Raw genomic sequence first — 21,007 nt, 5'->3', positions numbered from 1 at the left:
GGAGGGGCGATTCATGGGCTGGACGGTCCTCTACATCGCGTTCGGCGTCGTCGGGCTGTGGCTGCTCGGCGAAGTGCTGTTTCAGTACAAGGCCCGGCTGCGGTGGCGGCTGCTCGCGTTCACCGGCTTCCTCGGGGTGGTGGCCGGTGTCGTCATCCCGTCCGTGGCCGTCATCGCCGTCGGCGCCGTCGCGTTCGCGATCGGACAGGTCTACGTCACGCTGTCGTTCCGGCGCGGCTTCTCCGCGGGCTGGGCGCTGCGGCGCAAGGGCCGGGACGAGGCCGGGCCGGCCGCTTCCGGTCCGGCTCCCGGTTCTCGTTCCCGCTCCGCCTCCCGGGGCGGCGGCGGGCGCCGGCGCGGCCGCCCCGAGCGCGGCGCGACCGCGGCCCCGGCCGCGTCCGACGCGCCTCCCGCCCCCGGCACCCCGGGCGCCGGCCGCAAGCGGCTGACGGCGGCGGAGGCGGGCGCGGCGACGGCCATGATGCCGACGGTGCCCCAGCAGCCGACCGACGAGCACGGGATGCCCGGGCCCGCGGCGCCGGGGCCCGGCGACACGGCGGCCTTCCCGGTCGTCGAGGAGGCGGCTTCCGTGTTCGGCGGCGGCGGATACGGCTACGGCCAGGGCCAGGAGCAGTACCCGGCGTACTCCGATCCGTACATCGGGGCCGGGGCCGGCGTGCAGCCGGCGCCGGGGTACGAGCAGCCGTACGACGCGTACGGGCAGCAAGGTGCCTATCCGCAGCAGTACGGCCAGCAGCAGGGTCAGCAGTACGGTCAGTACGGGCAGTACGACATGGACACCCCGCCGGGTGGGGTGTGGGTGCCGCAGCAGCGGCAGGGCGGTGGCGAGGGGCAGGTGCCGCCGGCTCCGCCGCAGGGGTACGGGTATTGAGGGGTGCCCCGGTCCCTCCCTTTCGCCGTTTCCTGGGGCTGCGCCCCAGACCCCGCTTTCGCGGCTTCGCCGCTCGTCCTCAAACGCCGGACGGGCTGAATGGGGTGCCCACTCCAGCCCGTCCGGCGTTTGAGGACAACCGCGCGGAGCGCGGTTTCGGGGGTGCGGGGGCGGAGCCCCTGCAAGAAACGGTGAAAGGGTGGGGCCGGGGCACCCTCACTGCGAACCCCGAAACCCTTCCCCCTCCACGATCAACCCCGCCACCAACGCCCCCGACATCCCCGCGTGCGCCAGCCCACCCCCCGGATGGGCAAACCCACCCACCCGGTACAACCCGGTCAACTCGGCCGCGTTGCCGGGGAAAAGGAACGCACCCCCACCCCCGCTCAACGCGGGCGCGGGCACGCCCCCGCCCGGAGCCCCCGTGACCCGCTCCGTATCGGCCGGCGTCCGCACCTCCCGCCACACCACCCGCTCCGCCAGCCCGGGAACGGCCGCCTCGGCGGCCAGGAGCATCCGGTCGGCGAACGCGGTGACGACCTCGGCGTCCGCCCAGTCGACGCGGCCGTGCGGAGCGACCGTCGCCGTCAGGGTGATCGCCTCGTGCCCGGCGTCGGGCCGGACGGCCGGGTCGTCGGGGCGGAGGACGGTGACCGTCGGGGCGTAATCAGGGCCGGCGGCGTCGAAGACGCCCGCCAACTCGCGTTCCCGCGACGCCGCGTGGACGACCGTGCGGTGCGCGACCCCCGCCGGCCGCTCCCCGCGCAGGGCGAGGAAGACGGTGAACCGGCCGGGGGACGACGGCGCGGAAGCCGCGTCCGGGGCGCCGGTGACGACGAACGCCGCCTCCTCGACCGTCCCGTCCGCGAGCCGGACGCCCGCCGCGCGGCCGTCCTCCTCGACCACACCGGCCACTTCGGCGCCGAACCGGAACTCCACCCGCCGGGCCACGCACCGCCGGTGCAGCGCGTCGGCGAGGCCGCGCAGCCCGCCGGCCACGTACCAGCTGCCGAAGGTCTGCTCCAGGTACGGCAGGACGGTCGCGCTCGCCGGCGCGGTGCGCGGGTCGAGGCCGTAGGCCAGCGCGTGGCTCTCCAGCAGGGCGGTGAGCCGGGGGTCGCGCAGTTCCCGGGCGGCGACGGCCGCGAGGGTGGCCGGCGCGCTGCGCCGGAAGAGGCCGCGCCGGGCCGGGTACGCGTCGCGGGCCAGGGCCGCCCGCTCCGCGGGGTCCGCGCTCAGCGGTTCCTCCAGCAGCGGGCGCCGCGTCGCGTCCCACGCCTCCCGGGCCCGGTTGACCAACTCGCTCCAGCGCTCGCCCGCGCCCGTGCCCACCGCCTCGTCCAGCGCCCGGACGACGCCCGCGCGCGAGGCGTTGGGCAGCGCGAACGCCGTCCCGTCGGCGAAGAGATGGGCGCTCGCCGGGTCCACCTGGGTGAGGCCGACGCTCTGCTCCAGGGACTCCTTGCCGGTCTTGACGAAGAGGTCGCGGTAGACGGCGGGCAGGTGCAGCAGCTGCGGTCCCGTGTCGAAGACGAAGCCGTCCCGGGCGAACCGCCCGACGCCTCCGCCGTGGGTCTCGCCGCGCTCGTACACCGTCACCGTGTGGCCGGCGACGGCCAGCCGGGCGGCAGCCGCCATGGCGCCCATGCCGGCGCCGATCACCGCAATTCGTGCCATGCGGCCGACCCTATCCGGAACCGGAAACGCCGCCGGGGGCCGCCTCCGCCTACGCCGGGGCCGTCGCGCGCCCCTCCCGCCGCGCCGCCTTCCGCTCCTTGCGCCGTCGCCAGAACGCGCGCACCCGGCGCCACAGGACCACCACCGTCCCGATCCCCAGGACCAGCAGCGTCCCCGCGATGCCCGCGGCGACCGCCGGGTGGAACAGGGCGAAGACCACGAGGGCGGCGACGCCCAGATCCTCCGCGGCGCTCAGCAGGATGTTGCTCAGCGGCTCCGGCGAGGTGTTGACCGCCATCCGCGTGCTCATCTTCACCAGGTGCATCACCAGCGCCGTCGTCCCGCCCAGTGCCCCATAGGCCGCCTCCGAGAGCGAACCGCCGCTCTGCCCGGCCAGCAGCGCCCCGACCATCGCTCCGCAGGCGGGCCGGACCAGGGTGTGGACGGCGTCCCACACCGTGTCCACGTACGGGATCTTGTCGGCGACGGCCTCGCAGAGGAACAGCACACCGGCGACGATCAGCACCTCGGGACGCTGCAGCGCCTCGGGCACGTCGCCGCCGACGCCGGCCCTGCCGAACAGGCCGAGCAGCAGGACCACCGCGTAGGCGTTGATCCCGCTCGCCCAGCCGCTGGTGAACACCATGGGGAGTACGGACATGGGGACGATCGTAGGCGGGCGTACTCAGCCCGCCGGACGCCTCGGGTTGAGTACGGGGTGAGTAGCGGTACGGATGAGCCCCCGCCCCGGCGGGCGGAAGAGTGGGGCCGTGGGGGAGCGCGGCGCCCGCACCGCCGGCACGGGGCGGCGGAACGGGCGCCGCGCGCGGGGCCGGGCGCCCGTCACCCGCCGGCTAGCAGGCGTGCCCGCCCACGCGCCCCTGGAGCAGCCGCGACAGCGCCGCGTGCACCTCCTCCACCGACCGCTCCGGCTGGAACGACTGCCAGTCCAGCGCGGCCACCAGCACCATCCCGAACAGCGCCGACGCCGTCAGCGGAACGTCGATCTCCGGGCTCAGCTCGCCCTCGGCGACGGCCTCTGCCAGCACCCCCTCGATCACGGCGATCGCCTTCTGCCGCACCTGCATCAGCGTCGACTGCCAGGCCCGGTTGGTGCGCCACAGCTCCGCGACGTACAGCTGCATCAGCGCCGGGTAGCGGGCGATGAAGTCCAGGCCCGCCCGCACCATCGCGTCGAGCGCGTCCACCCGGCCGCCGCCGCGGGCCGCCGTGTCGTCCGCGGCCTGCCGGAGGGAGACGGTCAGCAGCTCGATGCCGTCCCGCAGGAGCTCCTCGAAGAGGACCGTCTTGCTCGCGAAGTTGTAGTAGACGGTGCCCTTGGCCACCCCGGCGCGTTCGGCGATCTCGTCGACGGTGGTGGAGGAGAAGCCCTGTTCGGCGATGAGGGTGACGGCCGCCTCGAAGAGGCGGCGCCGGGTTCTGCCGCGGCGCGTACTGCTGCTGTCCATGCGGGTGATTCTCCCTGTACGCACCGTGTCCTCCGGTACGGGCCCCACGGGACGCACGGGCCTCACAGGCTCAGCTCCGGATGCAGGTCCCGTACCGTCCACACCTGCCGGCGCCGGGCCGTCCACGCGGTGAGCGCCAGGGCGCCCGCGGCGAACGCGGCCAGCACGGCACAGGCCCGCCACACGGCCGCCGGATCGCCGCCGGTGATGAGGTGGCGCAGCCCGTCGACCACGTAGCTCATGGGCAGGAAGGGGTGCAGCGCGTTGAAGAAGCCGGGGCTGGTCTGCACCGGGTAGGTGCCGCCCGCCGACGTCAGCTGGAGCATCAGCAGCATCAGGACGAGGATCCGGCCGGCCGGGCCGAAGCGGGCGTTGAGCCACTGCACGATCGCGGCGAAGGACGCCGTCACCAGGCACAGGAAGCCGATCGTGCCCGCCGCGCGGGCCAGGTGCAGGCCCAGCCCCCAGCACAGGACGGCCAGCAGCGCGGCGGCCTGGAGCACCCCGACCGCGACGACCGGCAGCCAGCCCGCGAGGGCGGTCCGCCAGGCCGGGGCACCCGCGGCCAGGGCGCGCCGGTTGAGCGGCGGGAACAGCATGTAGGCCACCATCGCGCCGACCCAGAGGGAGAGCGGGATGAAGTACGGGGCGAAGCCGGTGCCGTAGTTGGGCGCCTTGTGGGTGGCGCGGGAGGCGAGTCCGACCGGGTCGGCCATGACGCCGGTCCGGGCGTCGCGCTCGTCCTTGCCGTAGTCGGGGATCCGCTTGGCACCGTCGTGCAGCCCGCCGGCCAGCTTGGACGAGCCGTCGGAGAGCTTGACCATGCCGCCCTGGAGCCTGTCGGCGCCGTCGCGCAGCTTCCCGAGCCCGTCGTCGAGGCCGGCGGCGCCCTTGCTCGCGGTGCCGAGGCCGTCGCGCAGCTTCCCGGCGCCGTCGTGCAGCTTCCCCGCGCCGTCGGCGACGCGGTGGGCGCCGGAGTCGAGGGCGTTGACGTCGCGGACGGCGGCGTCGATCTCGGACGCCAGCGTGGGCGCCTTGTCGCGCAGCTTCTCGGCGCCGGAGCGGAGGGCGTCCAGTTTGGCCGGGAACGCGTCGAGTTCGCCGTTCCGGTTCTGTACGAGGGTGTCGAGCTCGCGGGCGCCCAGGGCGGACTGCCGGGCGGCGAACAGCGCCTTGCGCAGCTTCGGGCAGAACGCCGGGGGTTCGGCGGCCCGTTCGCAGAGCTCGGCGTAGGAGTCGCCGAGCACCTCGGCGCCGGCCGCGCTGCCCCGGGCGAGCTTCGCGGTGGTGGCGGCGGACGGCAGGTCGTCCAGGTGCCGGCGGAGCGTCCGCGCCTCGGCGGCCACCTTGCGGGCGTCCTCGCCGATCTCGCGGGCGTGCTCCTTCACGTAGCGGGCGTCCGGGCTCGCCGCCGCGCCGTTGACCCGGTCGGCGAGCTTCCGGGTGCCGGCCGCCACCTTGCCCGCGCCGTCGGCGAGTCGCCCCGAGGCGTCGTCCAGCTTCCCGGCGCCGCCGTACAGTTCGCCGACGCCGCTCCGCAGCCGCCCGCTGCCCTCCGCGGCCTTGTCCAGGCCGTCCTTGAGGTCGCCTGCGCCCTTGCGGGCGGTGCCGATGCCGTCGCCCAGCTTGTCCGCGCCCTCGGCGGCCTCCTGGGTCTTCCCGTGCAGGGTGGAGAAGGAGACGAAGATCCGGTCGTAGAAGGAGCGGGACGCCTTGCGCGAGGCGGCGGCGCGGACCTCGGAGAAGACGGTGCGGGATATGGAGCCGACGATGTAGTTGTTGGCGTCGTTCGTCCGGACCTGGAGCGCCCCGGTCTCCGGGGAGTCCCCGGCGCTGGAGGCGATCCGCCGGCTGAAGTCGGCGGGGATGGTGAGCGACAGGTAGTACGTGCCGTCCTCCAGGCCCTTCCGGGCCTCCTCGGCACCGGTCTCCCGCCACCGGAACGTCCTGCTGTCGCGCAGGCCGTCGACGATGGAGTCGCCGGCGGTGAGCCGCTTGCCGTCCACGGTGGCGCCCCGGTCGGCGTTCACCAGCGCCACGGGTACCTTGTCGAGCCGCCCGTAGGGGTCCCAGAACGACCAGAGGTACAGGGCCCCGTAGAGCAGCGGGAGGAGCAGCAGCGCGACGAGCGCGGCGCGCGGCAGGGCGCCCCTGCCGAACTTCCTGAGCTCAAGCGCGGCCAGCCGCGGCGAACGCATCCGCCGTCTCCTTCCCGTGGGTGGTGACGACGGCGTCGGCGTCCTCCGGCGCCTCGCCGCAGACGGCGAGCACGGTGGGGCCGGACGCCGCGACGGACCGCAGCAGCGCCCAGGCGTCCGCGCGGTCGGCGGGGCCGAGTTTGAGGTCGGCGTCGTCGACGGCGATCAGGCGCGGGCCGCCGATCAGGGCCAGGGCGAGGGACAGCCGCAGCGACTCCGGCCGGCCGAGGTCGCGGGCGAGGGTACGGGGGCCGGCGGGCAGCGCGTCCGGGTCGAGGCCGACGGTCGCGAGGGCCGCCTCGGCGCGCTCGGCGGCCTCGGCCGGAGGACGGAACAGCGCGCGGGGGCCACCGGTGAACCGGCGGCACAGCAGCACCCGTTCCCGCAGGTGCTCCCCGACGCTCAGCGCGCCCTCCGGTTCGCAGACGCCGGCGATCTGGGCGAGCGCCGTGATCCGGCGGACAGCGGCCATCCGGCGGGGCAGCGGCAGGCCGCCGACCTCGGCCGTCCCGGCGGTGGGGCGCATTCTTCCGGTGAGCGTGAGCAGAAGACAGGTACGGCCCGAGCCGGACGGGCCTTCGACGGCGACGAGGTCGCCGGGGGCGGCGGCGACGTCCACGGCGCGGAACGTCCAGCCGCGGGGCCCGGCGACGCCGAGTCCGCGGGCCGCGACGGCGGCCCCGAGCGAGGTGCGGTCCATACGACGGCCTCCAGGTGACGTGGCGGTGGTGCGGCTTGCGTGAGCGTCCTGCACTTGCACTGACCAGTCAGTGCAAAAAGTATGGCGCACCCTTCCCCTGCCCCCGCCGGCGGGGTGGCATTCCCAATGTCCTTGCAGGTCAGGCCGATTGTCAGTGGGGTGCAGGACGATAAGGGCAGACGGTGGTACGGGCATCCGCCCGGACCGCCCCGACGAAGGAGGTTCGTCATGGCCCGCAGCAGGAACGACGTCCGCCCTTCCCCGCGCCCGGCCGCCCCGGGCGTCTGGGACGTACCCCCGCCCGCCCACGCCGTCGCGCCGCCCGCCGCCGCCGAGCACCTCGCCCAGGCCCGGCGGGCCCTGGTGGAGGCCGCCGCCCTCGACGCCCCGCACGAGCGGTTCGCCACCGCCCACCTCGCCGCGCTGCGCACCGCCGCCGCCGTGCTCGCCGCCCGGGGCCGGCCGGAGACCACGGCCGGCCGGCGGCACCGGATCCGCAGCGCCTGGGAGGTCCTGCCCGAGGCCGTTCCCGAACTCGCGGAGTGGAGCGCCCTGTTCGCCGCCGGGGCCGCCCGCCGGGCCCGGGCCGAGGCCGGGATAGCGTCGGCGGCGAACGAACGGGAGGCCGACGAGCTGCTGCGCGCGGCGGCGATGTTCCTGCGGCTCGTCGAACGGGGGCTGGTCCTCCAGCCCCGGCTCCCCGCGCAACCCGCCCCCGGCCGCGGCGGGGTGGGGGTGAACGGCGGGTGACCGGGCCCGCCGCGGCCCACGGGGGAGCGGCGTGCGGGCGGCCGGGACCCGGCCCATTAGGCTGGGACCGCCGACGACCGTCATCCGCCACCGCCGCACCGGCGGTGCCGCCACCCGCGCCGAGGAGCCACCCGCCGTGTCCGAGCCTTCCCTGGGTGGGGAGACCCCATCGCGCCCCCGTGCGTCCCTGCGTACCGCCGTGGTCTGGGAGGTCCTGCGGGACGCCCTCGACCGGCGGGCTGCGGTCGGTCAGAGTGCCGGCGGGGGTACCGGCGGCGGTGCCGGTGCCGGACTGGAGGTCCTGGACGCGGGCGGCGGCAGCGGCCAGTTCGCCGTCGAGGCCGCCCGCCTCGGTCACCGGGTCACCGTCGTGGACCCCAGCCCCAACGCGCTGTTCGCGCTGGAGCGCCGGGCCGCCGAGGCCGGCGTCGCCGACCGGGTGCGCGGGGTCCAGGGCGACACCCAGAACCTGTTCGACGTGGTCGGCCGCGGCGCGTACGACGCCGTCCTCTGCCACGGCGTCCTGGAGTACGTGGACGACCCCGCCGAGGGCCTGCGGGCCGTCGCCGCCGCCCTGCGCCCCTCCGGCGTGCTCAGCCTGCTCGCCGCCGGCCTCGGCGGGGCGGTCCTCGCCCGCGCCCTCGCCGGCCACTTCGCCGAGGCCCGGCAGGCCCTCACCGACCCCGCGGGGCACTGGGGCGCCGGCGACCCCGTACCGCGCCGCTTCACCGCCGACCAGCTGTCGGAGCTGGTCGCCGGCGCCGGCCTGGACGTCACCGCCGTGCACGGCGTCCGCGTCTTCGCCGACCTGGTCCCCGGCGTGCTCGTGGACGCCCAGCCCGGCGCCCGGGATGCCCTGGCCCGCCTGGAGGCCGAGGCGGCGGCCCTGCCCGCCTTCCACGCGGTGGCCACCCAGCTCCACGTCCTGGCCGAACGGCGCTGAACCGGGGCCGCACGGGCCGGCCCGATCAGCCCGTTCGCCCCGTATGATCGGTAGACACGGTCCGGCATGACGGGTCGGCGGGCAGGGAATGAACGTCCCGACGTCATCACCACAACACCGACCGCCACACCGGGTCCGGTGGGGCGAATTGGCGCAGAGGGGCGGGTTTCACGGGGGCGATTCCCTGCCTATCCTGAAAGGGTCGCACCCCGGTCGCCCCCCGCGACCGACGAGTAGGAGGACTCCGTGCCGCTCTCGGAGCACGAGCAGCGCATGCTCGAGCAGATGGAGCGAGCGCTGTACGCCGAAGATCCCAAGTTCGCCACAGCGCTCGAAGGCAGCGGCCTGCGCACGTACACCCGGCGACGGGTCTACCAGGCGATCGCGGGCTTCCTGGTGGGCATCGCGCTCCTCATGGCCGGAATGGTCGCCCAGTGGATCTGGATCAGCGTGGTGGGTTTCCTCGTCATGCTGGGGTGTGCGGTGCTGGTGGTGACGGGGTGGCGCAAGGCGCCACGTCCCGGCGGCGGCCCGCAGCGAGGCGCGGGGCCCATGAGCGGCGGCGGCCTGGCCGCCCGCCGCCAGATGCGGCAGCGCCGCTCCATGATGGACCGCATCGAACAGCGCTGGCAGCGGCGGCGCGACGAGCAGGGGCGCTGACGCGCCGGGCTTTCGGGGCGGGACGGGGTGTGCCCCGGTCCCGCCCCTTCGCCGTTTCCTGGGGGCTGCGGCCCCAGACCCCCCTTTTCGCGGCTTCGCCGCTCGTCCTCAAACGCCGGACGGGCTGATTTCCGCGCCCGGGCGCGATATCCAGCCTGTCCGGCGTTTGAGGACAACCGCGCGGAGCGCGGTTGCGGGGGTGCGGGGGCTTGCCCCCGCAAGGAACGGTGAAAGGGCGGGGCCGGGGCACCTACCGCCGCAGGCGAACCCCCCGCAGGGACCGCCCCAGCGACGCCGGCGCGAAGAACGCCCGCAGCCGCGCGGCCCGGCCGGCCTCGGCCCGGAGCCCGGCCCGCACCAGGGCCACCTCACCCGAAGGCACATCGGCAAGCGCGGGCCGTGGAGCGTAGAGCGCCAGCTCCACCGCATCGGCCACCCGCCCCGCCGCCGAAGCGGCACCGGCCGAGAGCGAGCCGTCCCGGACGATCCGCTCCACCGCCCCCCGAGGCGTCCGCGCCGCGTCGGGCGGGATCCCGTAGTCCCAGGCCGTGTCCAGCAGCTCCCGCCAGGCGGCCAGCGTGCGGCCGGCCGCCTCCTCCGGGGTCCGCGGCTCCGGGCCGCCGAGCCGCCGGGCCCGGATGCGGGTGCGCAGCAGCGGGGGAGCGGCCAGCAGGGCCGCGAGCAGGGCGGCGCCCGCCGCCACCAGCGGGACGACCGGGACACCGGAGTCCGGACCGGGAGCGTCGGAGGAGAGCGCGGGGGAGCCCGTCCGCGACGGGTCGGGGCACCGGCCGCCCTCCGGCCGCCCGGGGCAGTCCGCGCCCGCCGTCGGCGTCGGCCGGGGCGCGGCGGAGTGGTCCGGGGTGGGCGCCGGGGCGCCCGGCGAGGCCCCGGGGGCGGGCTGCTCGACGGTGTACACCGGCCGGCTGCCGCGGCTGGGCGTCGGCTCGAAGCGGGTCCAGCCCGCGCCCTCGAAGTACAGCTCCGGCCAGGCGTGGGCGTCCTTGGAGCCCACGGACATGGAGCCGTCCTCCTGCCGGTCGCCGGCGGTGAAGCCGACCGCGACCCGGGCCGGGATGCCCAGCGTCCGCGCCATCGCCGCCATCGAGAAGGAGAAGTGGACGCAGAAGCCCCGCTTCTCCTCCAGGAACCGCGCGACGGCCTCGTCGTCGCCGCCCGTCCGCACGTCGGTGTCGTAGGTGAACCCGCCGCCGACCGCGAACCACTCCTGCAGCCGTACCGCCCGCTCGTAGTCGCTGCGCGCGCCCTCGGTGACCTGCCGCGCCCGCTCCGCGACCACCGCGGGCAGCGTCGACGGCACCTTGGTGTACTCGCGGTGCAGCGCCTCGGGCGGCCGGGGCGCGTTGGCGAGCTGCTCGGCGGTCGGCTGGGGGGCCAGGGTGGACACCTGGTAGCGCAGCCCGCGGGTGGTCTGCCCGTGGTCGCCGACCAGGGTCCGGCCCTCCGGCTCGTACCGCCACTGGCCGCTGACGCGCACCGAGTCCGCCGGGTAGGGCAGCGGCAGGTAGTCCTGCCCGTAGCCCTCGGCGGCGGCGACCGAGGTGTTCACCCGGACCGTGCGCACGTCGGGGGAGAGGCCCTGGGGCGCGGGCAGCCGGTCCGGGACGTCGACGACGCGCCGCTCCGAGGTGCGCCAGGTGGCGCCGTCGAACCGGTCGAGCGCGACGATCCGCAGGTACAGGTCCTGCGGCGCCTCGGAGGAAGTGCGGTAGCGGAGGAGTTCGCGGTTCTCCCGCTGGTTGAGGCTGTCCCGGAGCGAGACCAGCGGGTTGACCGCGGAGATCGTGCCGCCCTCGCGTTCCTGGCCCGCGTCCCGGCCGCGCGGCGCCAGCAGGCCGCCGCCGATCGCGGGCAGCACCGCCGGGACGGCCACGGCCACCCCGAGTGCGAGCACGCCGATGCGGCGGCCGGTGCGGCCGGGCGCGAACGCGCTGCCGAACGCGTCCGCGAACGCGCCGCCGACCGGCCCTCCCGCGACGGGTTCGGCCCCGGCCTGGCCGCCGAACCCGTGGCGGCCCAGGCGCTCCCGGCTCTCCGCGAGGAGCAGCAGCAGGTAGCCGCCCGCGCCGGCCAGGAACCACAGCCAGTCCCGGCCGCCCTGGGCCAGCCCGGCCCCGACCGAGTACAGCGCCAGCAGCGGCAGCCCGGCGGTCGCCGCGCTCCGGTAGGCGACCGCCAGCAGGTCCACGACCAGGCCGATCACCAGTACGCCGCCGACCAGCATCAACCGGATGCCCGGCGACGCGGGCGCCGGTATCGCGTACCGCCCGATGTCGTCCGCGCCCTGGTTCAGCAGCCGGGAGAACTCCTCGAACGCCGCGGGGCCCGGCAGCAGCCCGGCGACGGCGTGGCCGCGGGCGAAGACCAGGGTGAGCAGCAGCAGCCCGGTGAGCGCCTCCGCGACGGTCGCGAGCGGCCGGGCCGACACGAACCGCCGGACCGCCACCCCGGCCGCGGCCTGCACCGCGAGCAGCGCCGCCGCCTGGACGAGCCAGCCGGCCCCGTCCACCAGCGGCACCATCGCGCAGGCGGCCCCCACCGTGGCCACCACGGCGCACAGGGCGGCCCGTATACCGCCGCTCATACCCGTCCTCCCCGTTCCCGCCGACACGACCCGCGCCTTCCGGCCCCGGCCGTCCCCACCCGGCACCGCTCCCACCCGTACGCCCCGGCCCGGGCGGTCCCCGGCCGGCTCGGCACCGCCCAGGTCCGGGCCGCCCCCGACCGACCCCGACCCCACACCGCTTCCGACCGTCCGGGGACGCCGCCGGTCTCCCGCGTGCCGCCCGGCACCGGCCCTGCCGCGCACCGGCGACAGGCAGGCGCCGGGACCGTCCCGCCCGCCCCGCGGCCCGCGCCGCGCCGGGCCGTCCCCGGGCCGCCGGTGTCCCGTGCTCCGCTCACGCCCATCCCCCCGGTCCCGGTCCCCCCGGCCCCCCGTACCCGGGGACGCCCGCCGCGCTCCCGCCCCGTCCCGCCGGTGTCCCCGCGAGCTGCCACAGGGCAGGGAACGGGAGGTGCGGGGTCATGGCCAGGGCCGTCCAGCCGGCGGCGTGGAGGGTGCGGAGCGGGACAAAGGCGTTCGGGTGGCCCAGGGGGGCGCCCGGCCAGGCGACCGGGTCGAGGAGGAACGCGAGCGCCGTGGTGCCGCGCCGGCGCAGGGCGGCGACGCGCGCGGCCTCCTGGTCGGTGAGCCCGCCGACGAACGCCACGAGCAGCCCCCCGGTGTCACCGCGCAGCGCGTCGTGGGCGGCGGACAGGTCCAGGCCCTCCGAGTGGTCCACGACCGCGAGCGCGTCCAGCAGCGTCCCGGCCGCGTCCGCCGGGTCGAGGCCCGCCCCGCCGGCCCGCCCGCCGACGCCCTCGGGGCCGGAGAGCCAGGCGCCGGTGTCGGTCAGCAGCCGCACGGTGAAGCCCAGTTGCAGCAGGTGGACGGCGACGGACGCGGCCGCCGCCACCGCCCGTTCGAACGGCGCGCCCGGCCCGGCCCCGGCGTAGGCGACGCCCCGGGTGTCGAGCAGCACCGTGGCCTGCGCCCGCCGCTGCTGCTCCTCCCGGCGCACCATCAGCTCGCCGGTCCGGGCGGTGGCCCGCCAGTTGACGCGGCGCACGTCGTCGCCGTGCCGGTAGGCGCGCGGGATGACGTCGTCGTCGCCCGCGAGGGCGAGCGTGCGCAGGCTGCCGTCGCCGCGCCCGGCCGCGTCGCCGGACAGCCGCAACTGCGGCAGCGGCTCGCAGTACGGGACGGCCGTGAGCAGCGCGTGGCCGCCGAACCCGCGGCTGACCTCGCACATGCCGAACGGGTCGGTCAGCCGCAGCCGCAGCGGCCCCAGCGGGTAGCGGCCGCGCAGGTCGGCCCGGACCCGGTAGGCCACCTCGCGGTGGCCGCCCGCCTGCATCCGGTCCAGGGTGAACCGCGGGTGCGGGCCGAGCACCCAGGGCACCTGGTCCTCGACCAGCAGCACGCCGGTGGGCACCCGGGAGACGTTGGCGACGCGCAGCCGCACCTGCGCCTCCTGCCCGGCGATCACCCGGGCGGGGGACAGCACGCGGTCGCCGGTGATCCGGTGCCGGGTGCGGTGCAGCACCAGGACGCACACCACCGGCAGGACGGCCAGCAGCAGCCCCACCCTCAGCAGGCCCTCCTGGCCCAGGACGTAGGAGCAGACGACGGCGGCGGCCCCGGCGGCCAGGAAGGACCGGCCGCGCGTGGTCAGCCCCCCGAACGCCGCCCGCAGCCCGCCGCCGTCGCCGTCGGCCGGTCCCTCCGGGGGGTACGGGTGCTCCGTCACGGCCGTCGCGCCTCCGGGGGCCGCGGGGCGGCCTGCTCCGGGACGGGGACGGGGGTGAGCCGCAGGATGTCCAGGACGATCTGCTCCGGGGTGCGTCTGCTCAGCTGCGCCTGCGCGGTCGGCAGCAGCCGGTGCGCCAGCACGGCGACGGCCATCGCCCGGACGTCGTCGGGCAGCGTGTAGTCGCGGCCGGCCAGCGCCGCCGTGGCCTTCGCGGCGCGCAGCAGGTGCAGGGTGCCGCGCGGCGACGCGCCGAGCCGCAGCTCGGGGTGGTGCCGGGTGCCGTTGACCAGGTCCACCGCGTACCGCCGCACCGGTTCGGCGACGTGCACGGCCCGGACGGTCTCGACCAGCTTGACGATGTCGTGGGCGTGCGCGGCCGGCTGGAGGTCGTCCAGCGGCGAGGTGCCGCCGTGCAGGTCCAGCATCCGCAGTTCGGCCTCGGGGCTGGGGTAGCCCATGGAGACCCGGGCCATGAACCGGTCGCGCTGCGCCTCCGGCAGCGGGTAGGTGCCCTCCATCTCGACCGGGTTCTGGGTGGCCACCACCATGAAGGGGCTGGGCAGTTCGTGGGTCAGGCCGTCGGCCGTGACCTGGCGCTCCTCCATCGACTCCAGCAGGGCCGACTGGGTCTTCGGGGAGGCCCGGTTGATCTCGTCGCCGATGACGATCTGCGCGAAGATCGCCCCCGGTCTGAACTCGAACTCCCGCCGCTCCTGGTCGAAGACGCTGACGCCGGTGATGTCGGACGGCAGCAGGTCCGGCGTGAACTGGATGCGCCGCACCGAGCAGTCGACCGAGCGGGCCAGCGCCTTGGCGAGCATGGTCTTGCCCACCCCCGGCACGTCCTCGATGAGCAGGTGGCCCTCGGCCAGCAGCACGGTCAGCGCGGTCCTGACGACCTCCGGCTTGCCCTCGATCACGGCCTCGACGGAGGCGCGCACCCGCTCCGCCGTACTCGTCAGATCGCTCAGGCCCGCTCGTTCGTCAAAGGTCGTCACCCCGGCCCTCCTCGGCCCGTCCACACGTTCACGGGATCCCGTCCCCCCACCGGGAACGGCCCCTCCCCAACCCCGCCGGCGCCCCGCCCGCGCGAGGCGGGCGGGACGGCGGTTCCTTCACGCATTCTCACCGCCCGCGCGGCACGGCGGCAGCGCGGGCGGGCTCTCCCGTTCGGTCAGGACCGCGGGTCGATCTCCCGCAGCAGTCCGGTGGTCACGTCGAAGACGAACCCGCGGACGTCGTCCTTGTGCAGCAGGAACGGGGAGGTGCGCACCCGCTGCATGGACTGCCGGACGTCCTGGTCCAGGTCGCGGAACGCCTCCACGGCCCACGGCGGCCGCTGCCCGACCTCCTCCTCGATCTCGTGCCGGAAGTCCTCCGTCAGGTTCAGCAGGCCGCAGCCCGTGTGGTGGATGAGGACCACCGAACGGGTACCCAGCGCGCGCTGGCTGATGGTCAGGGACCGGATGATGTCGTCGGTGACGACACCGCCGGCGTTGCGGATGGTGTGGCAGTCGCCGAGCTCCAGGCCGAGCGCGGCGTGCAGGTCGATGCGGGCGTCCATGCAGGCGACGACCGCGACCTTGAGGACCGGCCGGGCGTCCATGCCCGGATCGGTGAACTCGGCGGCGTAGCGCGCGTTGGCCGCCACGAGACGGTCCGTGACCGTGGAGTGGCCGCCGTCGGCGCCGGAGGTGCTGGGGGGCGGAGACGCGGATATCGACATGTGCACGAAGGTAGTCGGCTACCGGCCCGTCGGCCCCCCGAAGAGCCGGGCAAACGCCGTCAACGCGGCCATCTGTGAGACAAGCCACAGCCCGGAGGGGCGTGCGGCCGTCCGGGTGAGCCGGCCGCCGCGGCCCGTCCTCCGGCGCGCTGGCCGGTTGATTGACCGGCGGGACGAGTGGACTAAAGTGGCGCGAAGTGGGAGGCGAGCCGCTCCCCGAACCGCCGGAACGCCAGCGACCCAGCCGTACCAGGAAATCCGGAAACCCGCCCGTGCGCGATGTGCCCGTACCCCTCGGCCTCCTCCCGCTCCCCGGCCGTCCCGTGCCGCCCGCCGGCGCCGGGCCGGGCGGCGCATCCCCTTCGAGCGGGCGGGGACCCGGCGGTGCGCGCGCCCCGCGCCGCACCGCACTCCCAGAAGGGCGCATGAGCAGCAACGCGCGTCACGTCCCCGTCATGCTCCAGCGCTGCCTGGACATGCTCGCCCCCGCCCTCACCGAGCCCGGTGCCGTCGTCGTCGACTGCACGCTGGGCGCCGGGGGGCACAGCGAGGCGCTGCTCACCACCTTCCCGGAGGCCCGGCTCGTCGCCCTCGACCGCGACCCCACCGCCCTCGCCCTGGCCGGCGAGCGGCTGGCCCCCTTCGGGGAGCGCGCCACCCTCGTGCGGGCCGTCTACCACGAGCTGCCCGAGGTGCTGGAGCGGCTGGGCATCCCGCGCGTGCAGGGCGTCCTGTTCGACCTCGGCGTCTCCTCCATGCAGCTCGACGAGGCCGACCGCGGCTTCGCCTACGCGCAGGACGCGCCGCTCGACATGCGCATGGACCAGACGAAGGGCATCAGCGCGGCCGAGGTCCTCAACACCTACCCGCCGGGCGAACTCGTCCGCATCCTGCGGGCGTACGGCGAGGAGAAGCAGGCCCGGCGGATCGTCGAGGCGGTCGTCCGGGAGCGCGAGAAGGAGCCCTTCACCCGCAGCGCCCGGCTGGTCGAGCTCATCCGCGACGCGCTGCCGCAGGCCGCCAAGCGGACCGGCGGCAACCCCGCCAAGCGCACCTTCCAGGCGCTGCGCATCGAGGTCAACGGCGAACTGGCCAGCGTGGAGCGGGCCATTCCGGCCGCCGTCAAGGCGCTCGCCGTGGGCGGCCGGATCGCGGTGCTCTCCTACCAGTCGCTGGAGGACCGCATCGTCAAGCAGGTCTTCGCGGCGGGCGCCGCCACCACCGCGCCCCCCGGCCTGCCCGTCGTCCCCGAGCGCTACCAGCCGCGGCTGAAGCTGCTCACCCGCGGCGCCGAACTGCCCACCGAGCAGGAGATCGCCGAGAACCGGCGGGCCGCCCCCGCCCGGCTGCGCGGAGCCGAGCGCATCCGCGAGGACGTGACGGACGCGCCGTGACGGCCACCGCGCGCACCCGGGGCACCGCCGGCGGGATCCGGCTCGGCCGGCTGCTGCCGGTCGGGACCGGCGGCGCGCGGCGCACCCCCTTCGTGCTGCTGGTCGTGGTGCTGCTCGGCTCCGGGCTGATCGGCCTGCTGCTGCTCAACTCCGCGCTGAACCAGGGCTCGTTCGAGCTGACCAGGCTCCAGCGGAAGACCACCGAGCTGACCGACCGGCAGCAGGCCCTGCAGCAGGAGGTCGACCAGCTCGCCGCCCCGGACGCGCTGGAGCGCCGGGCCCGCGAGCTGGGCATGGTCCCCGGCGGCAGCCCGGCCTTCCTCAACCCCGACGGGACGGTCAGCGGGGTTCCCGCCCCGGCGCCGGAGGCCGGTGGGACTCCCGATGCCGACGGGGCGGACCCGGCCGCGTACCGGCCGCCCGCGCCCGCGCCGGTACCCGCGCCCGTACCGTCCCCCGTGCCGGCCCCGGCGCCACCGGCGGCCGAACCGGCCCCCTCGCCGGCACCCGCGGCACCTACGGCATCCACAGCACCTACACCACCTTCTGTGCCCTCCCTCCCCGGACTCCCAGGCAGGTGACGTCGTGACGGCGCCCAGGCAGCAGCCCCGCCGCCCGGTTCCCGGGCCCGCCCGCCCCGCGGCCCGCCCGGCGCGCCCCCGCGTCGGCTCCCGTCCGCTCCGCCTGGGCAGCCCCAGGCCCCGGCTCCGGCTGATCGGGCTCGGCCTCACCCTGGTGCTGCTGGTGTTCACGGTGCGGCTGCTCCAGGTGCAGGCCGTCGACGCCGACGCCTACGCGGCCCGCGCCAACGTCAACCGCTACATCCCCGTCACCCTGGCCGCCGAGCGCGGTGCCATCACCGACCGCAACGGCGTGGACCTGGCCACCACCGTCGACGCCTACGACATCACCGCCGCCCCCGACCTGCTCACCCCCGAGCGCACCGGCCTCCGCGACGCCGCCCACAAGGCCGCCCGGCTGCTGGCCCCGGTCCTGGGCGGGCCCGTCGACGAGGTGGAGGAGAAGCTCACCGCCAACCCGGCCTCCAAGTACGTCGTCCTGGCCCGGCAGCAGCCGCCCCAGGTCTGGGACCGCATCCGGGAGCTCAAGCAGGGGAAGGCCGCCCGTGTCCGCGGCAAGCACGGCGCCCTCAACCTGCTCACCGGCGTCAACCGCGAGGCGCACAGCAAGCGCGTGTACCCCAACGGCGACCTCGCCGCCGGGATACTGGGCTTCGTCAACGCCGACGGCAAGGGCGGCGGCGGGCTGGAGGCCCAGCTCAACACCGCGCTCGCGGGCAAGGACGGCAAACGGGTCTACGCCCAGTCCGGCGGCCGGCAGGTGCCCACCGGCGACCTCAAGGAGCAGGCCGCCGTCCCCGGCTCGGACGTCGAGCTGACCATCGACCGGGACATCCAGTGGGCCGCCCAGAGCGCCATCGCCGCCCAGGTCCGCGCGTCCGCCGCCGACCGCGGCTACGTCGTCGTCCAGGACTCCCGCAGCGGCGAGATCCTGGCCATGGCCAACGCCCCCGGCTACAACCCCAACGACCTCGCCCACGCCGACCGCGCCGCGCTGGGCAACGCCGCGCTCCAGGACGCCTACGAGCCCGGCAGCGTCAACAAGGTGATGACCATGGCGGCCGTGCTGGAGGAGGGCGTCGCCACCCCCGGCACCCGGGTGGAGGTCCCCAACCGGCTGCCGCGCGCCGACCGGGCGTTCGCCGACGACATCGACCACGCCACCTGGCACCTCACCCTCAACGGGGTGCTCGCCAAGTCCAGCAACATCGGCACCATCCTGGCCAGCGAGCAGCTCGGCAAGACCCCCGAGGAGTCGGGCGCCGTCCTCTACTCGTACCTGCGGAAGTTCGGCCTCGGGCAGCCCACCGGCCTGGGCTTCCCGGGCGAGACGCCGGGCATCCTCGCCCCGGCGCGCGAGTGGAGCGCCTCCCAGCGCTACACCGTCCCGTTCGGCCAGGGCCTGTCCCTCAACGCCGTCCAGGCCGCCTCGGTCTACTCGACCATCGCCGGCGGCGGCGAACGCGTCCGGCCGACGCTGGTGCGCGGCACCAAGGGCCCCGACGGGCGCTACATCCCGGCGCCCGCCCCGCCCCGCACCCGGGTGGTCAGCGAGAAGACCGCCAAGCAGCTGTCGGAGATGCTGGAGTCGGTCGTCGACGACCGGGACGGCACCGGGACCAAGGCGAAGATCCCCGGCTACCGGGTGGCCGGCAAGACGGGCACGTCCAACCGGGTGGATCCGCGCACCGGCCGCTACCACGGCTACACCGCCTCCTTCGCCGGCTTCGCCCCCGCCGACCAGCCCCGGGTCACCGTCTACTGCGCCATCCAGAACCCCACCCGGGGCAGCTACTTCGGCGGCCAGATCTGCGGACCGGTGTTCCAGCAGGTCATGTCCTTCGCGCTGAAGACGCTCCAGGTGCCGCCCTCCGGCAGCGGGCCGCCGCGGCTGCCCGTGGAGTACTGAGCGTGCCGCCGCGCCGCGCCACCGGGCCGTGCCGACTGTGACGCACGGCACGTCCGGACCCGGGAACCGCGGCCCGGCGCGCCCCTCGCTTCGCGACGGGCCGGGTGCGCCCGGTACGCTCACCGCCGTGCCCCACGCTGATCAGTCCCCAGCCACCACCCCGGAACCCACCACTCCGGGAGCGCCCCGCCCCACCCGGGTCCGGCCGGTGCCGCTCACCGAGCTCGCCGGTCAGCTGGGCGTCCGCGCCCCCGAGGGCGCGGGAGCCCCCGAGGCAGGGGTCACCGGCATCACGCACGACTCCCGTGCGGTCCGCCCCGGCGACCTCTACGCGGCCCTGCCCGGCGCCCGGTTCCACGGCGCCGCCTTCAGCGAGCAGGCGGCGAAGCTCGGCGCCGCGGCCGTGCTGACCGACCCGGCGGGCGCCGAGCGCGCCGCCGCCACCGGCCTGCCGGTCCTGGTCGTCGACGACCCGCGCGGCCGGATGGGCGCCCTCGCCGCCGCCGTCTACGGCGAGCCCGGCCGGGACCTGCTGCGCATCGGCATCACGGGCACCTCCGGCAAGACCACCACCGCCTACCTCATCGAGGGCGGACTGCGCGCCTGGGAGCGCTCCCGTGCCTCCGACGACCGCCCGGCGGCCCTCACCGGCCTGATCGGCACCGTCGAGTCCCGCATCGGCGACGAGCGGATCAAGTCCGAGCGCACCACCCCCGAGGCCACCGACCTCCAGGCGCTGTTCGCCGTGATGCGCGAGAAGGGCGTCCACTCGGTGGCCATGGAGGTCTCCAGCCACGCCCTGGTGCTCGGCCGGGTGGACGGCTGCGTCTTCGACGTCGCCGTCTTCAACAACCTCAGCCCGGAGCACATGGAGTTCCACTCCGACATGGAGGACTACTTCCGGGCCAAGGCCGAGCTGTTCACCAAGGAGCGCAGCCGCCTCGGCGTGGTCAACCTCGACGACGCGTACGGCCGCCGGCTCGCCGAGGGCGAGTCCGAGGTCCCCGTCGTCACCTTCTCCGCCGCGGGCAGCCCGGACGCCGACTGGCGCGCGGTGGACGTCGAGAGCGGCCTGTTCGACTCCACGTTCACCATCGAGGGCCCCGACGGCATCTCGGTGCCCGCCCGTTCGCCGCTCGCCGGCCCGTTCAACGTCGCCAACGCGCTGGCCGCCGTGGTGGCGCTGGTCGCCGCCGGCGCCGACCCGAAGACCGCCGCGGACGGCGTCGCCGCCGTCGCCGGCGTCCCCGGCCGGCTGGAGCGCGTCGACGCAGGGCAGGGCTACCTCGCCGTCGTCGACTACGCCCACAAGACGGACGCCGTCGAATCGGTTCTCCGCGCCCTGCGCAAGGTCACCCCGGGCCGCATCCACGCCGTCCTCGGCTGCGGCGGCGACCGGGACACCACCAAGCGCGCCCCGATGGGCGCCGCGCTGGCCCGGCTCGCCGACACCGCCGTCCTGACCTCCGACAACCCCCGCTCCGAGGATCCCCTCGCGATCCTCGCCACCATGCTCGCGGGCGCCGCCGAGGTGCCCGCCGCCGAGCGCGGCGCCGTCCTGCTCATGGAGGACCGCGCCGCCGCCATCGCCGCCGCCGTCGCCCGCGCCGAGCCCGGAGACACCGTCCTCGTCCTGGGCAAGGGCCACGAGCAGGGCCAGGACATCGCCGGAGTGGTACGCCCCTTCGACGACCGCCGGGTACTGCGCGAGGCCATCGAGCGCGGCGCCGGTACCCACGCGGTCACCAAGCACCGGAACGACCAGGGATGACAGACCGCCATGCGCGCACAA

The 21,007-nt window shown here is 76.1% G+C and carries 17 protein-coding genes; 8 read left to right on the top strand and 9 right to left on the bottom strand.

Going from position 1 to position 21,007, the window contains the following annotated elements; translation table 11 throughout:
• Nucleotides 1–13 precede the first annotated feature (13 nt).
• Nucleotides 14–892 (top strand): hypothetical protein, encoded by an 879-nt coding sequence (locus J7W19_RS08245; protein WP_004946578.1) that lies wholly within the window; start codon nucleotides 14–16, stop codon nucleotides 890–892.
• Between the two features lie 216 nt (nucleotides 893–1,108).
• Here J7W19_RS08245 and J7W19_RS08240 read toward each other — a convergent pair whose 3' ends face one another.
• The 5 genes from J7W19_RS08240 to J7W19_RS08220 form a co-directional block, all read right to left on the bottom strand.
• On the bottom strand, nucleotides 1,109–2,569 hold the full coding sequence (locus J7W19_RS08240) for a phytoene desaturase family protein (RefSeq protein ID WP_040890320.1): 1,461 nt from the start codon (nucleotides 2,567–2,569) through the stop codon (nucleotides 1,109–1,111).
• A gap of 49 nt (nucleotides 2,570–2,618) precedes the next feature.
• Nucleotides 2,619–3,230 (bottom strand): DUF4126 domain-containing protein, encoded by a 612-nt coding sequence (locus tag J7W19_RS08235; RefSeq protein WP_004946572.1) that lies wholly within the window; start codon nucleotides 3,228–3,230, stop codon nucleotides 2,619–2,621.
• Between the two features lie 193 nt (nucleotides 3,231–3,423).
• A complete protein-coding gene (locus tag J7W19_RS08230) occupies nucleotides 3,424–4,038 on the bottom strand; it encodes a TetR/AcrR family transcriptional regulator (RefSeq protein WP_004946568.1) in 615 nt (204 codons plus the stop codon).
• Between the two features lie 62 nt (nucleotides 4,039–4,100).
• Entirely contained in the window at nucleotides 4,101–6,236 is a 2,136-nt protein-coding gene (locus tag J7W19_RS08225; RefSeq protein ID WP_004946565.1) for a YhgE/Pip domain-containing protein, read from the bottom strand.
• Nucleotides 6,208–6,936, bottom strand: a complete 729-nt coding sequence (locus J7W19_RS08220) for an ATP-binding cassette domain-containing protein (RefSeq protein WP_004946561.1) — start codon at nucleotides 6,934–6,936, stop codon at nucleotides 6,208–6,210. Before J7W19_RS08220 ends, J7W19_RS08225 begins: the two co-directional genes overlap by 29 nt.
• A gap of 228 nt (nucleotides 6,937–7,164) precedes the next feature.
• On the opposite strand from J7W19_RS08220, the gene J7W19_RS08215 reads away from it, so the two are divergent.
• From J7W19_RS08215 to J7W19_RS08205, 3 genes are all read left to right on the top strand, one after another.
• Nucleotides 7,165–7,686, top strand: a complete 522-nt coding sequence (locus tag J7W19_RS08215; RefSeq protein WP_004946558.1) for an SAV_6107 family HEPN domain-containing protein — start codon at nucleotides 7,165–7,167, stop codon at nucleotides 7,684–7,686.
• Nucleotides 7,687–7,822: 136 nt separating this feature from the next.
• Nucleotides 7,823–8,629: a methyltransferase gene (locus J7W19_RS08210; RefSeq protein WP_004946557.1), complete on the top strand. Its 807-nt coding sequence runs from the start codon at nucleotides 7,823–7,825 to the stop codon at nucleotides 8,627–8,629.
• A 246-nt stretch (nucleotides 8,630–8,875) separates the two neighbouring features.
• On the top strand, nucleotides 8,876–9,289 hold the full coding sequence (locus tag J7W19_RS08205) for a DUF3040 domain-containing protein (protein ID WP_004946555.1): 414 nt from the start codon (nucleotides 8,876–8,878) through the stop codon (nucleotides 9,287–9,289).
• Between the two features lie 250 nt (nucleotides 9,290–9,539).
• On the opposite strand, the gene J7W19_RS08200 is transcribed toward J7W19_RS08205, so the two are convergent.
• From J7W19_RS08200 to J7W19_RS08185, 4 genes are all read right to left on the bottom strand, one after another.
• On the bottom strand, nucleotides 9,540–11,894 hold the full coding sequence (locus tag J7W19_RS08200) for a transglutaminaseTgpA domain-containing protein (protein WP_004952630.1): 2,355 nt from the start codon (nucleotides 11,892–11,894) through the stop codon (nucleotides 9,540–9,542).
• A gap of 316 nt (nucleotides 11,895–12,210) precedes the next feature.
• Nucleotides 12,211–13,602 (bottom strand): DUF58 domain-containing protein, encoded by a 1,392-nt coding sequence (locus J7W19_RS08195; RefSeq protein WP_004952633.1) that lies wholly within the window; start codon nucleotides 13,600–13,602, stop codon nucleotides 12,211–12,213.
• Nucleotides 13,599–14,603, bottom strand: coding sequence for an AAA family ATPase (locus J7W19_RS08190; protein WP_004952635.1), 1,005 nt, complete (start codon nucleotides 14,601–14,603; stop codon nucleotides 13,599–13,601). The genes J7W19_RS08195 and J7W19_RS08190 overlap by 4 nt, the downstream gene beginning before the upstream one ends.
• Before the next feature lie 176 nt (nucleotides 14,604–14,779).
• A complete protein-coding gene (locus J7W19_RS08185) occupies nucleotides 14,780–15,331 on the bottom strand; it encodes a beta-class carbonic anhydrase (RefSeq protein WP_004952639.1) in 552 nt (183 codons plus the stop codon).
• A 425-nt stretch (nucleotides 15,332–15,756) separates the two neighbouring features.
• Here J7W19_RS08185 and rsmH point away from each other — a divergent pair, with 425 nt between their 5' ends.
• The 4 genes from rsmH to J7W19_RS08165 are packed head-to-tail and all read left to right on the top strand — an operon-like array spanning nucleotide 15,757 to nucleotide 20,986.
• Entirely contained in the window at nucleotides 15,757–16,725 is a 969-nt protein-coding gene (gene rsmH / locus J7W19_RS08180) for a 16S rRNA (cytosine(1402)-N(4))-methyltransferase RsmH (RefSeq protein ID WP_004952641.1), read from the top strand.
• A complete protein-coding gene (locus tag J7W19_RS32805; RefSeq protein WP_004952645.1) occupies nucleotides 16,722–17,306 on the top strand; it encodes an FtsB family cell division protein in 585 nt (194 codons plus the stop codon). Before rsmH ends, J7W19_RS32805 begins: the two co-directional genes overlap by 4 nt.
• 4 nt (nucleotides 17,307–17,310) lie before the next feature.
• On the top strand, nucleotides 17,311–19,215 hold the full coding sequence (locus J7W19_RS08170; RefSeq protein ID WP_004952648.1) for a peptidoglycan D,D-transpeptidase FtsI family protein: 1,905 nt from the start codon (nucleotides 17,311–17,313) through the stop codon (nucleotides 19,213–19,215).
• Between the two features lie 37 nt (nucleotides 19,216–19,252).
• Nucleotides 19,253–20,986: a UDP-N-acetylmuramoyl-L-alanyl-D-glutamate--2,6-diaminopimelate ligase gene (locus J7W19_RS08165; RefSeq protein ID WP_078588235.1), complete on the top strand. Its 1,734-nt coding sequence runs from the start codon at nucleotides 19,253–19,255 to the stop codon at nucleotides 20,984–20,986.
• The last annotated feature ends 21 nt before the right edge of the window (nucleotides 20,987–21,007 follow it).

It is taken from the genome of Streptomyces mobaraensis NBRC 13819 = DSM 40847 (assembly GCF_017916255.1).
Taxonomy (GTDB): Bacteria; Actinomycetota; Actinomycetes; order Streptomycetales; family Streptomycetaceae; genus Streptomyces; species Streptomyces mobaraensis.
The sequence above is the reverse complement of the archived record's forward strand: the minus strand, read 5'-3'. Positions and strand labels throughout refer to the sequence as shown.

Bases quoted from the DNA above. Each gene is read 5' to 3' on its own strand.
- J7W19_RS08240 (WP_040890320.1), bottom strand. From the start codon at position 2,569: ATGGCACGAATTGCGGTGATCGGCGCCGGCATGGGCGCCATGGCGGCT.
- J7W19_RS08225 (WP_004946565.1), bottom strand. From the start codon at position 6,236: ATGCGTTCGCCGCGGCTGGCCGCGCTTGAGCTCAGGAAGTTCGGCAGG.
- J7W19_RS08230 (WP_004946568.1), bottom strand. From the start codon at position 4,038: ATGGACAGCAGCAGTACGCGCCGCGGCAGAACCCGGCGCCGCCTCTTC.
- J7W19_RS08215 (WP_004946558.1), top strand. From the start codon at position 7,165: ATGGCCCGCAGCAGGAACGACGTCCGCCCTTCCCCGCGCCCGGCCGCC.
- J7W19_RS08245 (WP_004946578.1), top strand. From the start codon at position 14: ATGGGCTGGACGGTCCTCTACATCGCGTTCGGCGTCGTCGGGCTGTGG.
- rsmH (WP_004952641.1), top strand. From the start codon at position 15,757: ATGAGCAGCAACGCGCGTCACGTCCCCGTCATGCTCCAGCGCTGCCTG.
- J7W19_RS08220 (WP_004946561.1), bottom strand. From the start codon at position 6,936: ATGGACCGCACCTCGCTCGGGGCCGCCGTCGCGGCCCGCGGACTCGGC.
- J7W19_RS08185 (WP_004952639.1), bottom strand. From the start codon at position 15,331: ATGTCGATATCCGCGTCTCCGCCCCCCAGCACCTCCGGCGCCGACGGC.
- J7W19_RS08200 (WP_004952630.1), bottom strand. From the start codon at position 11,894: ATGAGCGGCGGTATACGGGCCGCCCTGTGCGCCGTGGTGGCCACGGTG.
- J7W19_RS08235 (WP_004946572.1), bottom strand. From the start codon at position 3,230: ATGTCCGTACTCCCCATGGTGTTCACCAGCGGCTGGGCGAGCGGGATC.